The organism is Persicitalea jodogahamensis (genome assembly GCF_014651615.1).
GTDB classification, from domain to species: Bacteria; Bacteroidota; Bacteroidia; order Cytophagales; family Spirosomataceae; genus Persicitalea; species Persicitalea jodogahamensis.
In genome coordinates this window covers 1,010,573-1,027,577 of record NZ_BMXF01000002.1, presented here as the reverse complement: position 1 = coordinate 1,027,577, position 17,005 = coordinate 1,010,573, and the positions used below count along the sequence as shown (strand labels likewise).

Genomic DNA, 17,005 nt, shown 5'->3' with positions numbered 1-17,005 from the left:
CTATCGGGCTGATCGTGGAAAATTGAAATTAAAATGCACTTACATCCGCTCAGGTACTTCGATGCCAAGCAGTCCCATGGCGTGGCGGATGGTTTTGGCGACGGCATCGGACAGGGCCACGCGCATCTGTACGGCCTGAGGATCAGGGTCGGAGAAGATAGAAAGTTCGGCGTAGAACTGATTGTAAACTTTGGCCAACTCAAAGGCATAAAGCGAAATAAGCGCAGGCGAAAACTCCGCTCCTGCCGCCTGCACCCGCTCCGGATACTGCGACAAATGGAAGATCAACTCTTGTTCGGCCGGATGCAGCGCGTAGTTTTCCGAAACTACCTTTGCTCCAATACCGGCCTCATCAGCCTTGCGCTGGATGGAACGCAGACGGGCGTAGGTATACTGCACAAATGGTCCGGTATGCCCCTGAAAATCTATCGACTCCGCCGGATTGAACAGCATCCGCTTCTTGGGATCAACTTTAAGCAGATAGTACTTCAAAGCCCCCAGGGCCAGAATGTCATACAGATTTTTGGCTTCCTCGCTGTTGAAATCCTCAATCTTACCCAATTCCCGGGTGCGGTTTTCGGCCGTTTTCACCATTTCATCCAGTAAGTCGTCAGCATCCACTACGGTGCCTTCCCGCGACTTCATTTTGCCTGAGGGCAGGTCCACCATGCCGTAGCTGAGGTGGAAGCAGCCGTCGGCATAGGGTCGGCCCAGGCGTTTTAGAATAGCAAAAAGAACATTGAAGTGGTAGTCCTGCTCGTTGCCCACTACCCACAGGTAGCGGTCGTTGTGGTAATCCTGGTACTTCAGTTCCGTGGTTCCCAGGTCTTGGGTAATATAGACGGATGTGCCGTTGCCGCGAAGTACCAGTTTATGATCCAGCCCTTCTTCGGTGAGGTCGATCCAGACGGAGTTGTCTTCTTTTTTGTAAAAAACGCCCTTGGCCAGTCCTTCTTCGATGATATCTTTCCCTAACAAATAGGTGTCCGACTCGTAGTAAGTCTTATCGAAAAGGATTCCCATCTTGTTGTAGGTTTCCTGAAATCCGGCATAGACCCAGCCGTTCATTTTCTGCCAGAGCGCCACGGTTTCGGCGTCGCCCTTTTCCCACTTAATGAGTAGTTCCTGCGCTTCCCGAATCCAGGGGGCCTGTTTGGTAGCCTCCTCCTCCGTCAGGCCATCGGCGATCAGGTCTTTGATTTGTTTTTTGTACTCTTTATCAAAAAGCACGTAGTACTTGCCCGCCAGATGGTCCCCCTTTAAGCCTGATGTGGCCGGAGTCTCGCCTTGCCCTAGTTTTTGGTAGGCCAGCATGGATTTGCAGATATGGATGCCCCGGTCGTTGACCAGGCAGGTCTTGATGACTCCGTAGCCGTTGGCGGCCAGAATGCGTGACACCGAATCGCCCAGGCAGTTGTTTCTGAGGTGGCCCAGATGCAGCGGTTTGTTGGTATTGGGAGATGAAAACTCCACCATCACCGACTGCCCGTTCGCCGGAAGGCTGCCAAAGGATTCATCCTGATGTATTTCTTCGAGTACATTGAGCCAGGCTCCGGCTTTAACGCTAAGGTTGAGAAAACCCTGTACCACGTTAAAGGCACTCACTACGGACGAGTTCTCCACCAGAAAATCCCCAATCGTCTGCCCGATCTGGGCGGGGGGACGGCGCAGCGATTTGGTAAGAGCAAAAGTCACAAAAGTATAGGTACCTTCGAACTCCTTTTTGGTGGGTTGCAGGGAAATTTCCTCCTGTTCTACCTGAAAAGCAGTTTGGATGGCCTGGCTTATTTCTTTTTTCAGAATGGCTTCAATGGTCAGCGACATACGGGGATTGGTTTCGACGGTAATTAGCGCAAAATTAGGGCAAAATTCTGACCCGGTCCCTGCCTGGAACAACCTTATTGTGAGTCAGGCGTTTTACGGACAATAATAATATGTTATCTTTCGGTAAGAAAGCAAACCATCGAATTGTAGATTTTTATGAGCTTAGAAAAGCCAATATTTAAAATCAATCTGCTGATAATCTGCGTACTCACAGGCCTGGCACCCATGACGGCTCTGGCACAATTGAAGCAGACTACCCGGATCGAAATTCCCACGCGCAGCTCCGCTGAAGAGCAGTTTGATCTCTTTTCGCTAGGCGAAGCCGGAGCCCTGATGGTCATTCGCCGAAATGAGTTCATGGGTTCGCGCAATGAAAAATGGGTGTTTACCAAGTACGATACCGATCTCAAGCCTGTCTGGACGCAGGAGTACGGCATGGATTTTCGGTATATTCCGGTGATGTCGTACCAGAACCCCGACTACGCTTACTGGCTATTCGCCGAGCCAGACACAGATCATTTCCTTTTCCTGCAACTAGACCTGGCCCGCGGCCACATCGACATTCACAAAGGCGATCTATTGCCCAATGTCAGCGTGCACCAGTTCAAAGTTATCGGTAGTAAGGCACTTGTAGCGGGTTACTACCGCAATCGTCCCATTGTGGTAGTCCACTCTTTTTTCGACCACACGACGCGCGTGCTGCCCGGTCTCTTCGAGCGCAATATGGAGATCAACAACGTGGATATCAACGAAGTGGACGGGCTCATAAACGTCATTACCTACGCCGTACGGAAACGTGAATGCGTTTTTGCCATCAAAACCTACAACTACGAGGGAAAGCTTCTGAAAACCACTGCCCTGAAAGATCAGGAAAATAGCCTGATATCAGGACAGATCGTCCCCCTGAATCCCGAGGACTCCTACCTGATCGGCAATTACTCCATTGGCTGCACTCCGTTCTCGCAGGGGCTTTACGTAACCCACATCAAGGATAACATACCTGAGGACCCGAACTTTATTGAGTTTTCGGAGTTGCAGAATTTCTTCAATTTCATGAAGCCCAAGCGCAGGAAACGCGTACTGGACCGCATTGGCAAACGTGAATCGATGGGCAAGGAAAACAAATTCCGCTATCGGCTGCTGGTGCATAATCTCATTCAGACCGAGAACGAAATCGTGCTGGTGGCGGAGGTGTATTACCCCAACTACAAGACCAACAGCCCGGCAATGTTCAACGGCCTGAGCCGTCAGTACATGCGCTCACTCGACGGGTTTCGCTATACCCACGCCATTGTGTGTGGTTTCGACCGTGACGGTAATTTTCTTTGGGATAACTGCATCACGATTAAGGATTTGACCAGTTTTGAATTGCAGGAAATGGTGCAGCTCACGCCCATTGATGACTACTTCCTGCTGGCCTACCCGCAGGACGGCAGCATCCATACCGAGGTGATCCGCCGGGATAAGGTGGTGGTGGAAAAGGAAGAGTACGAAATCGAAGGTAAAACCGAGGACGAGAAGGTACTTTTCAATGAGAATGCAACCCTGGCGGCCTGGTACGGCAAGTACTTTCTGGCTTACGGCGTGCAGCGGGTGAGCAGCGGCAAGAATACCGTCGGGCCGCAACGCGAGGTTTTCTACATCAATAAGTTCACCTACAATACCGAGGATATTGGCAAACCCAAGTCTGCCGGGGAGGCTTCCAGCCGCAAATCCACCGGTTTGAAAAGGTGAGAGCTAACGGGTAAACCCCTCGGTTCACTTTACCTCCTTGAACAGGTTATTCAGCGACTCTGCCAAAGTAGGGTGCGCAAATACGCCATCCCGGAGTTTTTGGTAGCGGAGTTTTCCCATCATGGCGATCTGGAGCATCGCCATGATTTCGCCGCCTTCCATACCCAAAATGGCCGCCCCCAGAATCTGGTCATTGCCCGCGTCGATGAGTACTTTCATGAATCCCTTGATATGCTCCGTCTCGTTGGCGCGGGCCACCTGGTCCATCGGCATTTTGGCGATCTTTACTTTTATTTTCTGCTTCTTAGCTTCCTTCTCACTCATACCAATACGGCCCAGCTGCGGATCGGTAAAGACAGTGTAAGGTACCGGACGCTTTTTGATGCTGCGTTTCTTTTTCTCCAGAAACCTTTCCAGTAAAATGCGGTGATCGTCGTAGGAAATATGCGTAAACTCAGGACCGCCTTTGACATCTCCAACGGCAAATACCCCTTTCTGCGCTGTTTCAAGGTATTCATCTACTTTGATACTACCCTGCTTATCCGTTTTGATGCCGGCAGCATCCGGTTTTAGGGCTTTGGTATTTGGGGTAGTCCCCACTGCCACAAGCAGATGCGAGCCGACAAGGTCGATGGTCTCGTCGGCAGATTGTATTGACAGCTTGACGCCCCCATTTTCCTTAGCCACTTTTTCAATTTTAGCGTTTAGATAAACCCCGATTCCTTCCTCTTCGAGTATTTCGCGCATTTTTTCAGCCACGTCCTTATCCTCCTTGCCCAAAATTTGTTTGTCTGACTCGACAATCGTCACCTTGCTGCCAAAACGGAGGAACATCTGGGCAAATTCCAGTCCAATGTAGCCACCACCGATTATCAGCAGGTGCTTCGGGAGTTCATCCAGATCAAGGGCGGTTTTTGAGGTAAGATACGGGGTACCTTCGAGCCCTTCGATTGTCGGTACCCGAGGGCTGGTACCCGTATCGATTACGATACGTTTGGCGGTAAGGTTGAGAATTTTTCCGGATTCCTGAGTGACAGCAATTGACCTCTTACCCAAAAAAGAAGCCTCGCCTCTAATCAGGTCGATCTTATCAAACTCCCCAAGACGATCTTCGATGCCCTCCCGCGACGAAAGAATCGCCTCGTTTTTGCGCTTCATCACGGCCTGGAAATCGACGCTCACCTTGCCAATCTTGACTCCGTAGTCATCGGCACGCCGGGCCTGAAAAGCCAGTTGGGCCGAAGCGAGCAGCATTTTGGTAGGGGTACAACCGTAGTTCACACAGCTTCCTCCAAGATGTTCTCTTTCAATGATAGCCACTTTCCAGCCCGCCTCGGCCAGGTAAATGGCCAGGGGCTTGCCCGCCTGTCCGGCCCCAATGATGATGACGTCGAATTTTTCTGCTTTACTGGAGTTCATAAACTTGTTGGAATGGATGGATGCGTTGTTCGGGCAAGGTTGATAAAAATACCCGGCCAATCCATTCAATCTACGTGGATTTTTGATAAATTGTTCGATAAAATCGAGAATGAAGGCCTCAATTAACTACCCTCACGCCATTCAAATCATTGAACACTTTGCTTTTTTCCTGGCTCTTCTCACGATTTCTCCCGGCGCCTTCTCTCAAAATATATCCACGGGATCGCAGGCCTGGGTGGATCGCCAGAACGAGCAAGAGAGGGCCGGGGCCATACGTAGGTAATAAAAGCGGCATTAAAGAATTTAGCAAAGAGTAAATAGATCGGCCGCACAGCGAGCTTTATTGATTATGACATCCCCCCAAAAATACATTCCCCGCCTCTTCCTGATACTAGGTTCCGTTTTTCTATTGAGCCTCACCCTCCCGCGGCCCAAACTCTACGTCATCGGTGATAGTATCTCCATTCAGTACGGACCGTACCTCGAAAAATTCACCAAGGGTGTTTGGCAGTACGACCGTAAAAGTGACCAGGGACAAGCGGCCAAAAACCTTGACGTGCCCACTGGCGCCAACGGGGGTGATTCGCGCATGGTTTTAGACTTCTTAAAAATAAAATTGCAGGAGCAATCCTTCCATCCCGACGTAATGCTGCTAAACTGCGGCTTGCACGACATCAAGCGCGACGCCGGGACCAATGCGATTCAGGTAGATTCGGCCAGTTATCGCGCGAACCTGAACGAGATTCTCGGCTTACTCAAAAGCCGGGGCATTCGTCCTGTCTGGATGCGCACTACCCCCGTGGAAGACGAGCGGCACAACAGTAGGTCAAAGCAGTTTAAACGATACGCCCGCGACCTCGATGCTTACAATGCCATCGCGGATGAAGTGATGGCCCAGCATAAAGTACCCGTCATTGATCTTTACACTCTGACTAAGAACCTGGGCAACGAGCATTTTATCGATCATGTCCACTACAACGAGGATGCCCGCGCCACTCAGGCTGCCTACATCGCGGGTTATCTGAATGGAATGAAGGAGTAGATGTGAAGCGATAAAGGCAGATTACCGGGTACCGCCTGACTTCATGAACGATAGCATCAGGGTGGGCTGATCCAAACAAACACAAACGAATTACCAAAAAATGAACACCATCAAATGGGGCATCATCGGCTGCGGTGACGTAACTGAAAAGAAAAGCGGCCCGGCTTTTCAAAATATCGAAAACTCCGAACTCGTGGCTGTCATGCGCCGCGATGGCGAAAAGGCGGCTGACTATGCCCGTCGGCACAACGTCCCGAAATGGTACGACGACGCTGACCGATTGCTCAACGACCCGGACATCAATGCCATTTACATAGCCACGCCGCCCGGTTCGCACGAAGAGTACACGCTGAAAGCGTTGCGGCTGGGCAAACCCGTGTACGTAGAAAAGCCGATGGCTCGCAACGCCACAGAATGCAACGAAATGGTACGGGTGAGTCGTGAAACCGGGACACCGCTGTTTGTGGCGTATTACCGTCGCTGTCTGCCCTATTTTTTAAAGCTTAAAGAACTGATCGACCAAAAGGCCATCGGCGAAATTCGGTTGGTGAATATCACGCTGCACTGGCCGCCCTATCCCGAAGAAGTCGGCCAGGATGCCCAGCCCCGCTGGCGGGTAAATCCCGAAATCTCGGGCGGTGGACATTTCCACGACCTGGCCTCACACCAGTTCGACTTTCTGGAATTTGCGCTCGGCCCGATCAAAAGTGCGCGGGGAATTGCCCGTAATCAAGCCGGACTCTATGAGGCGGAAGATGTGGTGATGGCCAGCTTCGAGTTCGAATCCGGGGTAGTTGGTAGCGGCAGCTGGTGCTTTACGGGCAGCAAGAAGCACCGTGTAGACGAAGCGTATCTGCTGGGTACCGAAGGAAAAATTACTTTTTCTTTCTTTGAGCATTTTACGATTAAAGTAGAAACTCAGGACACTATTCAGGAGTATGAACTCCCCTACCCGCCTCATGTCCAGCAACCCCTCATTCAAACGATCGTCGATGAATTACGGGGCAAAGGTACTTGTCCCAGCAAAGGCGAGTCCGGCGCGAGAGCCAGTTTGATTCTCGACTGGATCGTCGGTCGCTCTTAGTTCAACGTCCTTTGTTTTACAAAGTACCCCAGCGGTAAAAATCTCACGTTGTGACTCTGAGCTTATTTCTTTTCCTCCACCCTTTCTCTCCTGTCTCTAAATAATGTACTCTTTCCAAATCAACGACAAAGTAGCCATCGTGACGGGTGCCAGCAAGGGCATCGGCGAATCCATTGCCCGGTTCCTTGCCGATGCCGGCGCCAATATTGTCCTCAGCAGCCGCAAACAGGCCGATTTGGATGCGCTGGCTGTCGAAATGCGGGAGCAGGGCTCGGAGGTGAGCGCGATCGCCGCCCACGTCGGCGATCGGGCCCAGCTCCGCGAATTGGTCGAGAAAACCATCGATACCTACGGGGGCGTGGACATTCTGGTAAATAATGCCGCCGCCAACCCGCATTATGGCCCTACGCTGGAATTTCCCGAGAGCGCTTTCGACAAAATCATGCAGGTCAATGTGCAGTCCGTACTGGAACTGACCAAACTGGTGCAACCCAGCATGAAGGCGCGTGGCGGTGGCAGCATCGTCAACATCAGCAGTATCGCGGGCCTGACACCCGATCCTGGATTAGGGATGTACAGTGTCAGCAAAGCAGCCTTGAATATGCTCACCAAAGTACTGGCCAAAGAACTCGGTGCGGACGGCATCCGTGTCAATGCCGTATGCCCTGGCCTGATCAAAACGAAGTTCAGCCAGGCGCTTTGGGAAGATGAGAAGACGCTCGCCCGATTTACCAAACACCTGCCCATCGCCCGGATGGGAACGGTGGAGGAAATAGCGAGGATCACCCTGTTTCTGGCTTCACCCGCCTCAGGCTATTGCACCGGCGGGATTTATACGGCGGATGGAGGAACGACCATTTAGCGGGAAGTAAAACGGGATCGCACGTCCGGCATTGAATTGAAATTTGATTGCAAGCGTTTGTAGGTTGACATCTTCGATGTAAAACTGTCTGAGCGCCTAAATAAACTTTCTCTTGCAAGACCTCATTACGATTACCAAGCTATCCCAAACCATGACCATCCTGTCGTCGATGGTCGCTCCGGTGGTACTTATTCTGGCCTGTGGCTCTCTCATTACAACTACCTCACAACGTATAACCAATGTCATTGAGCGCAGCCGCTTTCTGACCGATGAGTTGAAAGCACTCGTAAAGACCGAGGAGTCGGAACCAAAGGACCATGAGGTGTCGCTTTTGTTTTTTTTGCTGGACAAGGCTACCCAGCGAACCAGGATGCTTCAGCGGGCTATCATCACGCTGTATCTGGCGCTCTGCGTTTTTATAGCCACCAGCCTGAGTCTCGGCATCATGGATGTCTTCAACACCAAGCGTCCATGGCTACCCGTTGTATTGAGCATCCTGGGCGCAGCCATGATGTTTTACGCCAGCGTACTACTAATCCGGGAATCGAGTTTGGCGCGGACAGCGCTCAACAGGGAAATGAACGAAACACTTCATTATTTTAAGAGTAACATCAAAATGCTTTCGAAACAACAGAAGTCGCGGTGGTGGCGTCGCAAGGCTCGCAAGGTCAAAAAATAACGGCATACCGATTCAAAAGAGAGGTCACTTCTCGAAGAAATCAGAATTCAACTCTCTATTTTTTGTAGCGCTCTACCACGATGTAAGTTACCGCTTCGTTTGCCAAGTGGATTTTCACTCTTTCAAGCACATCAGAATCAGAAGAGGTTGTGTATGCGAAGTACCACTGCGGTGATTGCGCCATGGCGGGATCAAATGCAGCGGCCAAGTTTTTAGTCTGCAATGAAATCCGCTCAAATTTTCTGGCGTACTGGCTCATCCCCTTAATTCTGACCAACTTTTCGTACAGTTCTCCGGCCTCGTCACCAAGCCGGATTGAGGCCTTTTCGCTGGTATTTTTGGGCCACTGACTGAGTTTTTCACCACTGTTGAGGTAGATGTATTTGACCATACCGTCTTCCAGCGAAATCTGAATTCCCGAATCAGTACCTTCTTTCTGATCGAGCAGAACATAGCTGTACAATGGGATTCGACTGCCCAACTGGCTCAAATCGGATGATATGTTACTGACTATGTTTAGGTTTGAAATACCACGGGTTTCCATGAGCGATTGGACAGCTGCGTAGGCAACTGCTGCGCTTTCATTTACCCCTACACCAAGATATTCTCCTGCCGAAATACTGTCCCGCCCAATCAGAGTATAAGGGATTGGATCAATAATAACGGGATCGACTGATTGAACCGTTCCGGCTAACTGACAGCTGAACGCCGTAAACAGTAAAGAAAACAGAAGTACATAGGTCACATTTTTCATGGTTGTGATGTTGGGTTGGATGAATGTACTTTCCTGGATTCCAAAACCAAGCAATTCGTTGTAGTCCACCAAAACTATTTCCCAACTTATTGACTCACAACCCATCGCGCTCCGCCAATTTCGCCAGTCGGCGCGGGGCCACCTCACAGTAAGCGGCCCGCAGGGCATCTTTCAGCATTTCATCGGGTACTTTGCCGAGGTCGATTTGCGTCCATCCCTGCTTGCCCCACTTGTTAGGTACAGGGTACATTACCGTCGGATCGTACAGGCAGAAAAGGTCCTGATCTTTTCCGGATAGTTTGAGGGTGGCCCGATTGAACTTCACATTCAGTGTAGCGAATATTTTCTTGCCCACGCGAAACGAGGTTTTATCGAAATGCGGCTGTTCCGAAGTTTCAGGAAAGGCAAGGGCTAGTTGACGGAGGGTGTCTGAGGTCGGCATAAAGATATTCGTAATCTGATAGTTGGGTTAATATAAAGAATAACAACCTGCATACGTATGATTTCCAACTTGGAATACATTACAAAATAAAAACAGCGAGCCACTGGTAGCCCGCTGTTTTTATTTTGCCTGTATATCTAAAAATATTGAAATCCCACGATCCAGGGTAGTATCCCAAACTACCCTGCCTGGTTTCAGTATCTTCGCCCTGAACGGTCAGAATCGCCCCGCTGCTCAAAATCCGCTTCACTCTTCGCCCCGCCGCTGAAATGCCGCAGGTTGTAGGTGAATGACAGCATGAAGTACCGCTGCAGAACATTCGATTGCACGTCCTCCACAAGGATGTCCGTCACGTTACGGCGGATACTGATGTTCTGCTTCAAGAGGTCAAACACGCTCAGACTAATTTCACCCCGCTGGTTGGCAAACACCTTCTTGCCGATACTCATGTTCCAGATCATGTAATTGGTATTGAAGCCCGCCGAAAGGCCGGTATTCAACCGATGGTTCAGGTCGGTCCGGTACACTAGCCCTTTCCAGATCACCCAGGTGAGGCGGGCGCGGCTGCTCTGGCTGAAGTAGTTCTCAGACGTTTTACGAAGGGAACGATTCACGGTATTATAGCCCGAGCGGGTCGAAACGTAGAAATCAACGTTTTCGCTAATGTTACTGCTCAGCGACATGCCCAGCCGGAAACCAGTATTAGACGTGTAGTTCGTCAGCGAGTCAATGAGGCTTGGCAACCGCGTGTGAGTGATGTAGGCGTATGTACTGAATTTTGACTTAATAAAATTGATGGGCCGCCCGAAGTTGATAAACGACTGGATGGTCCGGTAGCCGTCGAGGTTGACGGGCCGCGAGAGCTGCGACCCTACTTGCAGGGTGTCGGTGGCCGTGAGCGGAAAAGGCGTACGGGCGGTTAGAGTACTGTTGGCAATGTAGTTGGGAACCACTGATGCCTCCAGACTGGCATAAAACGTGTGGTCGTTGTCGGGATTACGCGCCCGGAACCGACCCCGGATACGGTTCTGCACCGACTGCACCAGTTCCGGATTACCCGTGCGCACGTACAGTGGGTTAGAAATATCATATACATTCTGCAATTGGCTGATAGAGGGCGCGTCGGTCCAGGAGCGGTAGTCGAGCTCGATATTGCTGGACTTGGTGAACTTGTATTCAAAGCGCAGCGAGGGCAGTATGTTTTTGAAGTCACGATTGATCTCGAACTCACCCGGATAAAGCTGGTCGCTCCGAAGACTGGCCCGCTGGTACTCAGCCTCGATCTGAAGCCGCACTTTGTCGTTGCGGAACTGGTAGCCAAGCTCGGTCTCTTCGGTGAGGTAGTCGCTCTTGAAACTATTGCTCAGTCCCACATTGAGGTTCGAGTAGTCGCCCGTAAACTCACTGTAATCGAAGAGCCGACGGTCGGAATCATCGTAGCGGTTGCCGCGCTCGTGTTCCAGTTGCACCCGCCCGTTTTTGCCCCAGGGTTCGGTATAGGAAATCTTACCTTCCCAGGAAAATCCGTTCCTGTTAAAGTCAGTAAACTGATTGAGAATCTGGTCGCGGTCGGGCTCGCGGAAATATTGGTTGTCGGCCACACGGAACCTATCGCTATAACTATTGCTGAACCCCGTACTCAGCCGAAAGGTGGCGTTGCGGCCTTCTTTCCCGAATTGATGGCTGTAATAAAGCGTATTGCCGAAACTCACGCTGCCGCTAGTAGTATTGGCGGTGTTCTCCGTTTGGTTGAGGGGACTGTTTTCGTTTTCGGTGCGGCCCAGAAAATAGTTAAAATCATCTCCTTGCCGAATGGTCAGACGGGGGCGAAACAAAATCCGGTTTTGCTTATTGATCTTGTAGTCGATGCGCATATCCGCCTGGTGAGTGCCATCTTTTTCGGTGCTGCGGCTATTCTCGGCGTAGGTGCGACCAGAGTCGGCTGCACTAATGAACTGCTGGAATTTCGATTCCAGACCAAAATTATTCTGGTTGGTATATGTATAGCTACCACTGGCCTCGATCTTGGGCGTCCACATATCGGCATAATTGACACCAATCAGGTTGGTTTTGATGATCCCGCTACGGGGGCGCCCTCCCCGTGAGTTGTCCTCGTCGTTGCTAAAACTGGTCGTATTGATATTGTTGCTCAGTCCGGTCACGGTGAACCGGCGATCATTGTTAAAAAGGTTGATGCTGGTACCCGCCATGTAGCGGTCGTCGGTGCCATAGCCCACGGTCGTCTTGCCAAACTGCCCTTTTCGCCGATCTTCCCTGGTGACAATATTGATGGTTTTCATTTCATCATTATCGGCGAACCCCGTCATTTCGGCCATATCGCTCCTCTTGTTAAACACCTGAATGTTTGCGATTACCTCAGCGGGCAGGCTCTGCAGTGCTTTGGCCACATCAGTACCGAAGAAGGGTTTACCGTCAATCAGAATTTGTTGAACGTCCTCGCCCTGCGCCTGAACTTTGCCATCCTCCATGGTCACGCCGGGTAGTTTCTGAATAAGATCCTGAGCGCTGGCGTCGGCGGCGGTCTTAAAAGCGGCGGCATTGAACTCAGTCGTGTCGCCTTTCTGGACGGCGGTAGCTACCTGCCCGACTACCTGCACCTCTTGCAAATTATTCGCTTCTTCCACCAATAGCAGAGTCCCCAGATCGACCGAGGTGTTCTCGATCTCCACGGATTTGGAAATGGGCTTAAATCCCAGGTAGTTGACCTTAACCAAATAGGATCCGGCCGCTACCTTACTAAAAGAGAACTCCCCGTTGGCGTCAGCAGTGACGCCATCCGAAGGCTGCTGATCGGTCGACAGTTGGATCGTGACGATGGCCCCCGGCATGGCCGACCGGTCCGCCGCCGTTTGAACGGTACCTTTGATCGAAAAGCGTTGGGCAAAAGATGGGTAGGCAAGCGAAAAAAGAAACAACTGCAGGAATACGTAAAATTTCAATTTATTCATTCTAGGAAAAGGCATGAATTGTGGATAATCTGGTTTTTATGTAAGTAAAGCTGGTATGTATTTGAATCGCATTGGACTCTATTCTTCTACTAAGAAAAAGAATTCGTGGAGGAAGGAAAAATAAAATCGTCAAACGACTCGACTTGTCCGCCAAACCACAAAACTACCTGTGTTGAGAAGCGTACCAATGTTGGTGAATAGTAAAGCGTCCTGCGCCAGGAAATGGTTTCGGGGCTACAAAAATCCTGATGGGATTAGTGAGAAGGCAGATTGGAAAAATCTATGCCAGGCCTTTGATTATCATGGCTCTTTATTTGAAACTCCTGGCCGATAGTGGTGTGTTCATCGAAAAATCCACAGTTCTTCAAATAGAATTGACCGTTTTCGACTCCACCGCTGTAATCCAGCCGATAGCCCTTCCTGGCGGTGGCATCGGCGGTAAATTTAGCTTTTGTCAAAGAAGTCCATCCTCCCGAGGTGGTATACACCCACTGATTGCCAAAATATACCCGACGGCTCACGTTTCCGGTTTCCGGCAGAAAGTTTTCTAAAAAGGAATGCAGTCTTTTTAAATGTGTGGAAGTTTTAGGTCGCTTAAAACTGGCGATCAGTTGCCAGTCTCCTGCCTCCGGCGCAAAAAAATAAGCCGTGTAAGTTGTCGTGCTGTCGCCCGAAGGTTGGCCCCGCAACAGGAAGCGGTAGGTTTGCCCCGCCCGCCAGCTGTACTTCAAATAACTCTGCCCGCCTGCCCCTTCGTTGCCAAATTCTCCCGCATAAACGCCCTTTCCCCTTTTGAGCAAAGTTATTCTCTGACTTTCAGGAATCGACTTGGGGTCATCGGTCTTGAAAGGACTCCACACCGAAAACAATACCCGCCGTTCCGTGTCCGAATTCACCTGCATCCCGAAGTACCCTTCCGCGAAGCCATTGGCCATGAAGTAGGAGCCAAGAACATCTTGTCCTTCGGGTACCGTAACCTCATTATAAAACCACTCAATTTCTGCCAGCGGATCAGTGTGGTAGTTTAGATGAACGGAAGGACCGCGCCTGCCCCAATAGAAATAGTTCCCTTCATTATTTCTGACGAAAGCCGCCGAATCATCCACCGCGCTCCCTTCCAAAATCAAACCCCTGACTTGTCCAAACGCCTCCGCTTGCTTTTTCAGGTCGGAAAGTTCAATTTTCAGATAGCCCGCACGGTCGATTTGCCATTCTCCGAGGTAGGGGGTACTTATGTCTGCCTGGTCGAAAGTCTGAGTGATGGTTTTGCGGCCGATGGTAGTTTTTATGGTACTGCCCTCCGTCATCTCACCATCAAGAAATACTTTAACCTTGCCACTTTTAGCAAGCCGCACATAGCTGGTGATCCTGGCTTTCTGACTCTGCCAGTGTGTCAAACCCGACTCCCCTATTTTTTCGGTGTCCGCACTTTCGACCCAGGCGTTACCGCCCAGCGGGACATAAATTCGAGTACTGTCCTGCGCCACTGGCGGGAAACTACCCAGGCATGCAGACAGAATCCAGGTGAGGGAAACCAATATTGAAGGAGACATGATAAAATGAAAATTTTCCGGACGCTTACAGACGGCTATTCTACAGGTTAGCCATTTTGTTTTCCCAAACAATATTGTTTAGATTTGGTTGACGGTGAAAGAATTAGGCTGCAATTTAGTTGTGCGCTTCAAGATAATATCCAATTGGCATCAACCTATGGAAAAGAAAAGTCAATCCATCGTAAAAAGACTAAAAAGTGGCGGCACGCTGCTCCTTTTGTTGCTAACTTCGGTCAGCTACGCCAACCATATCCTGATACCGATGGACGACCGGCAGTCCAATCACCTGAAAGCCTATGGAATTGCCTATTCAGTATTGAAAGACGGGTTAGATCTGGATTGGTTGCTCAACTACCGTGGTGGCAGCTATTTGATAAAATACGTTTCAACTATCGAGAAAGAATGCCGGGTACGGGGCGTGTCCTATGAGGTGATTTCTGACGCCAAGGCGGCCAACATCATCACGCAAATCGCCGTACCGGAAGTCAATATGGATGCCGTGAAGCTCCATAAGGCGGCCCGTATCGCCGTCTACTCTCCAATCAAAATCGGCCCGGCTACTTTTGAGTATAACGACGCCGTGCTGCTGGCGCTCAAGTACGCCGAAATCCCCTTCGAGGTAGTTTACGATCAGGAAATTCTGGATGGTGACCTGTCCAAATACGACTGGCTGCACCTGCACCACGAGGACTTTACGGGGCAGTTTGGCCGAAACCTGCGCCGCATGTCGCATGAGGACATTCAGGCCCAAGAAGACATCGCCAAGAAGTTCGGCTACGCCAAAGTGTCGCAAATGAAACTGGCTGTGGCCAAGCGTATCAAGGAATTCTGTGCGGGTGGCGGTTACCTGTTTGCCATGTGTTCGGGGGCCGAAACCTTCGATATTGCTCTGGCCGCCGAGGGAGTGGATATTGTGGATTCTCAGTTCGACGGCGACGGCATCGAGCCGGGGGCGCAATCGAAGCTGGATTTCAGCCAGACTTTCGCCTTTGAAAATTTTGAGTTGCAGCTGGAGAACGGGTACGGCGGGATGTGGTTTTCGGACATCAACGCCTCGCTGGGTAGCTACGGCTTCGGAGACTCGGAAAATGTCTTCACGCTCTTCGACTTCTCGGCCAAATGGGACGTCATTCCATCCATGCTGGTGCAGAATCACGAATTTCAGATTCGAGAATTCAGCGGTCAGACTTCCGCTTTTACCAAAAAAACCGTCAAGTCAAACGTGCTGGTAATGGGACAGAGCAAGTCATCGGATCGGTACCTGTATGGTGAAATTGGCGTAGGGCAGTGGACTTTCTATGGCGGCCACGACCCCGAAGGTCGCCGCGGTGGTCATCGCATGGGCACCGACCTGAATCTCTACCCCCACTCGCCCGGCTACCGATTGATTCTGAATAATATCCTGTTCCCTTCTGCGAAGAAGAAGAAGCGGAAAACTTAAGACTAGTGGAGAATGGAGAATTACAATCGCTATCAATTCTCCACTAATACCTTATTGAACTACCTCAGCTTTCAGTTTAATCGAGTCCACGACTACTTGCTCCCGCTTTTCTTTTTTCCTGAAAAAGCCGCGAAGAAGGAAATTGTGCTGCAAAGCTTCCATGCTTTCGTCGAGCTTTTCCGAACTACTTTCCAGATTCTGAATGGTAGTTTTGATGTCGGAGGCAGTGGCTTTGTCGCGTAATAGTAAGCCAACGGCATTGTCGTTGTTCTTGGTCAGGTCTGCGGACAAATCCTGGGTAGTTTTCTTCAAGCCTTCAACCATAGCGCGGGCCGTGTTGGCAGTTTCGCCCAACTCGGAAACTGTCAGCCGCACTTTGCGCATGATGACTGTGTCGTTAACGGCGTCATACGCCAGGCCACCGGGCTTATTGAGTTTAGCGGTGTAAGCGTTCAACGATTTTGTGATGTCTTGCGCCTGAGTAGCCGCTCGCTGTAACGAAGCCATGGTCACTTCCAGATTTTGGTACAACTGGTCGTCAGCCAGCAGTTTGCCAATTGAACCTTCGCCTTTGCGTATTTTGCCACTGATTTCCTTGAAGTCGTCCGTAATGGCCAGGATATTTTTATTATTGGCTTGCAGGGTATTCATGATATCCTGCTGGCTATCCTCCTTCTTGACGCGTAGAACATCCCCGTCCTGAATGGATTCAGAATTGGGGGTACCGCCCTCAATGACCACAATTTTGTTACCGATAAGTCCATCGGAGCTGATTTTGACTACGGCGTCCTTGCGGATATACTGCTGGGATTTTTCTTCGATGTTCAGGAGTACTTCCACCTGGGAGTTGCCCACGAAAAAGATGTCTTTGATTGTCCCGACTTTCACCCCGGAAAACCAAATATTATTACCCACCTTCAAGCCGTTTACGTCGTCAAAGGTGGCCTTGGCGGTAATTTTGGAAACAAAGGATTTTCGCATCCCGCCAATGGTCATGATGCCCACTACGAAAATAATCAGGCCGGCTAAAACCCACAGGCCGACAGTCATGGCGCGTCTTTGAGGATTGGGTGTTTTACTCATTGCTTCAATTGAAAATGGACAATGGCTTTTAAATCAGCCTGTTTATAATTGTCACTGTTTGTAAAAATTTTAAAATCCGGGTACTGTTATTCGTTGAATCGAGTCAGGAAGCATGGCCT

14 protein-coding genes are annotated in these 17,005 nt (G+C 50.4%); 7 read left to right on the top strand and 7 right to left on the bottom strand.

Features of this window, described 5'->3' with window-relative positions; all coding sequences use genetic code 11:
- Positions 1-39: 39 nt before the first annotated feature.
- The gene (argS, locus tag IE117_RS14530) at positions 40-1,818 is read right to left on the bottom strand and encodes an arginine--tRNA ligase (protein WP_189565394.1); all 1,779 of its coding nucleotides are present in this window, start codon (positions 1,816-1,818) and stop codon (positions 40-42) included.
- 162 nt (positions 1,819-1,980) lie between these two features.
- On the opposite strand from argS, the gene IE117_RS14525 reads away from it, so the two are divergent.
- Complete coding sequence (locus IE117_RS14525; RefSeq protein ID WP_229580884.1) at positions 1,981-3,558, top strand: hypothetical protein; 1,578 nt, start codon at positions 1,981-1,983, stop codon at positions 3,556-3,558.
- A gap of 24 nt (positions 3,559-3,582) precedes the next feature.
- On the opposite strand, the gene lpdA is transcribed toward IE117_RS14525, so the two are convergent.
- Positions 3,583-4,977 carry a dihydrolipoyl dehydrogenase gene (gene lpdA, locus IE117_RS14520; RefSeq protein ID WP_189565153.1) on the bottom strand — a complete coding sequence of 465 codons (1,395 nt, stop codon included), beginning with the start codon at positions 4,975-4,977 and terminating at the stop codon, positions 3,583-3,585.
- A gap of 109 nt (positions 4,978-5,086) precedes the next feature.
- On the opposite strand from lpdA, the gene IE117_RS14515 reads away from it, so the two are divergent.
- The 5 genes from IE117_RS14515 to IE117_RS14495 all read left to right on the top strand — a co-directional run bounded on the left by IE117_RS14515 (position 5,087) and on the right by IE117_RS14495 (position 8,644).
- Positions 5,087-5,260 (top strand): hypothetical protein, encoded by a 174-nt coding sequence (locus IE117_RS14515; RefSeq protein ID WP_189565152.1) that lies wholly within the window; start codon positions 5,087-5,089, stop codon positions 5,258-5,260.
- 66 nt (positions 5,261-5,326) lie between these two features.
- Positions 5,327-6,019, top strand: a complete 693-nt coding sequence (locus IE117_RS14510; protein ID WP_189565151.1) for an SGNH/GDSL hydrolase family protein — start codon at positions 5,327-5,329, stop codon at positions 6,017-6,019.
- A gap of 100 nt (positions 6,020-6,119) precedes the next feature.
- Entirely contained in the window at positions 6,120-7,103 is a 984-nt protein-coding gene (locus tag IE117_RS14505) for a Gfo/Idh/MocA family protein (protein WP_189565150.1), read from the top strand.
- Positions 7,104-7,206: 103 nt separating this feature from the next.
- Positions 7,207-7,965, top strand: a complete 759-nt coding sequence (locus tag IE117_RS14500) for an SDR family NAD(P)-dependent oxidoreductase (protein ID WP_189565149.1) — start codon at positions 7,207-7,209, stop codon at positions 7,963-7,965.
- Between the two features lie 112 nt (positions 7,966-8,077).
- Positions 8,078-8,644, top strand: a complete 567-nt coding sequence (locus tag IE117_RS14495) for a DUF2721 domain-containing protein (protein WP_189565148.1) — start codon at positions 8,078-8,080, stop codon at positions 8,642-8,644.
- Positions 8,645-8,699: 55 nt separating this feature from the next.
- Here IE117_RS14495 and IE117_RS14490 read toward each other — a convergent pair whose 3' ends face one another.
- From IE117_RS14490 to IE117_RS14475, 4 genes are all read right to left on the bottom strand, one after another.
- Positions 8,700-9,398 carry a hypothetical protein gene (locus IE117_RS14490; protein ID WP_189565147.1) on the bottom strand — a complete coding sequence of 233 codons (699 nt, stop codon included), beginning with the start codon at positions 9,396-9,398 and terminating at the stop codon, positions 8,700-8,702.
- A 94-nt stretch (positions 9,399-9,492) separates the two neighbouring features.
- Positions 9,493-9,840, bottom strand: a complete 348-nt coding sequence (locus tag IE117_RS14485; protein WP_189565146.1) for an MmcQ/YjbR family DNA-binding protein — start codon at positions 9,838-9,840, stop codon at positions 9,493-9,495.
- Positions 9,841-10,034: 194 nt separating this feature from the next.
- Complete coding sequence (locus tag IE117_RS14480) at positions 10,035-12,800, bottom strand: TonB-dependent receptor (RefSeq protein WP_229580882.1); 2,766 nt, start codon at positions 12,798-12,800, stop codon at positions 10,035-10,037.
- A 263-nt stretch (positions 12,801-13,063) separates the two neighbouring features.
- A complete protein-coding gene (locus IE117_RS14475) occupies positions 13,064-14,362 on the bottom strand; it encodes a DUF3472 domain-containing protein (RefSeq protein WP_189565144.1) in 1,299 nt (432 codons plus the stop codon).
- A gap of 157 nt (positions 14,363-14,519) precedes the next feature.
- Between IE117_RS14475 and IE117_RS14470 the strand changes: the two genes are divergently transcribed.
- Positions 14,520-15,803: an asparagine synthetase B gene (locus IE117_RS14470; protein WP_189565143.1), complete on the top strand. Its 1,284-nt coding sequence runs from the start codon at positions 14,520-14,522 to the stop codon at positions 15,801-15,803.
- A 51-nt stretch (positions 15,804-15,854) separates the two neighbouring features.
- On the opposite strand, the gene IE117_RS14465 is transcribed toward IE117_RS14470, so the two are convergent.
- Complete coding sequence (locus IE117_RS14465; protein WP_189565142.1) at positions 15,855-16,886, bottom strand: MlaD family protein; 1,032 nt, start codon at positions 16,884-16,886, stop codon at positions 15,855-15,857.
- Between the last annotated feature and the right edge of the window lie 119 nt (positions 16,887-17,005).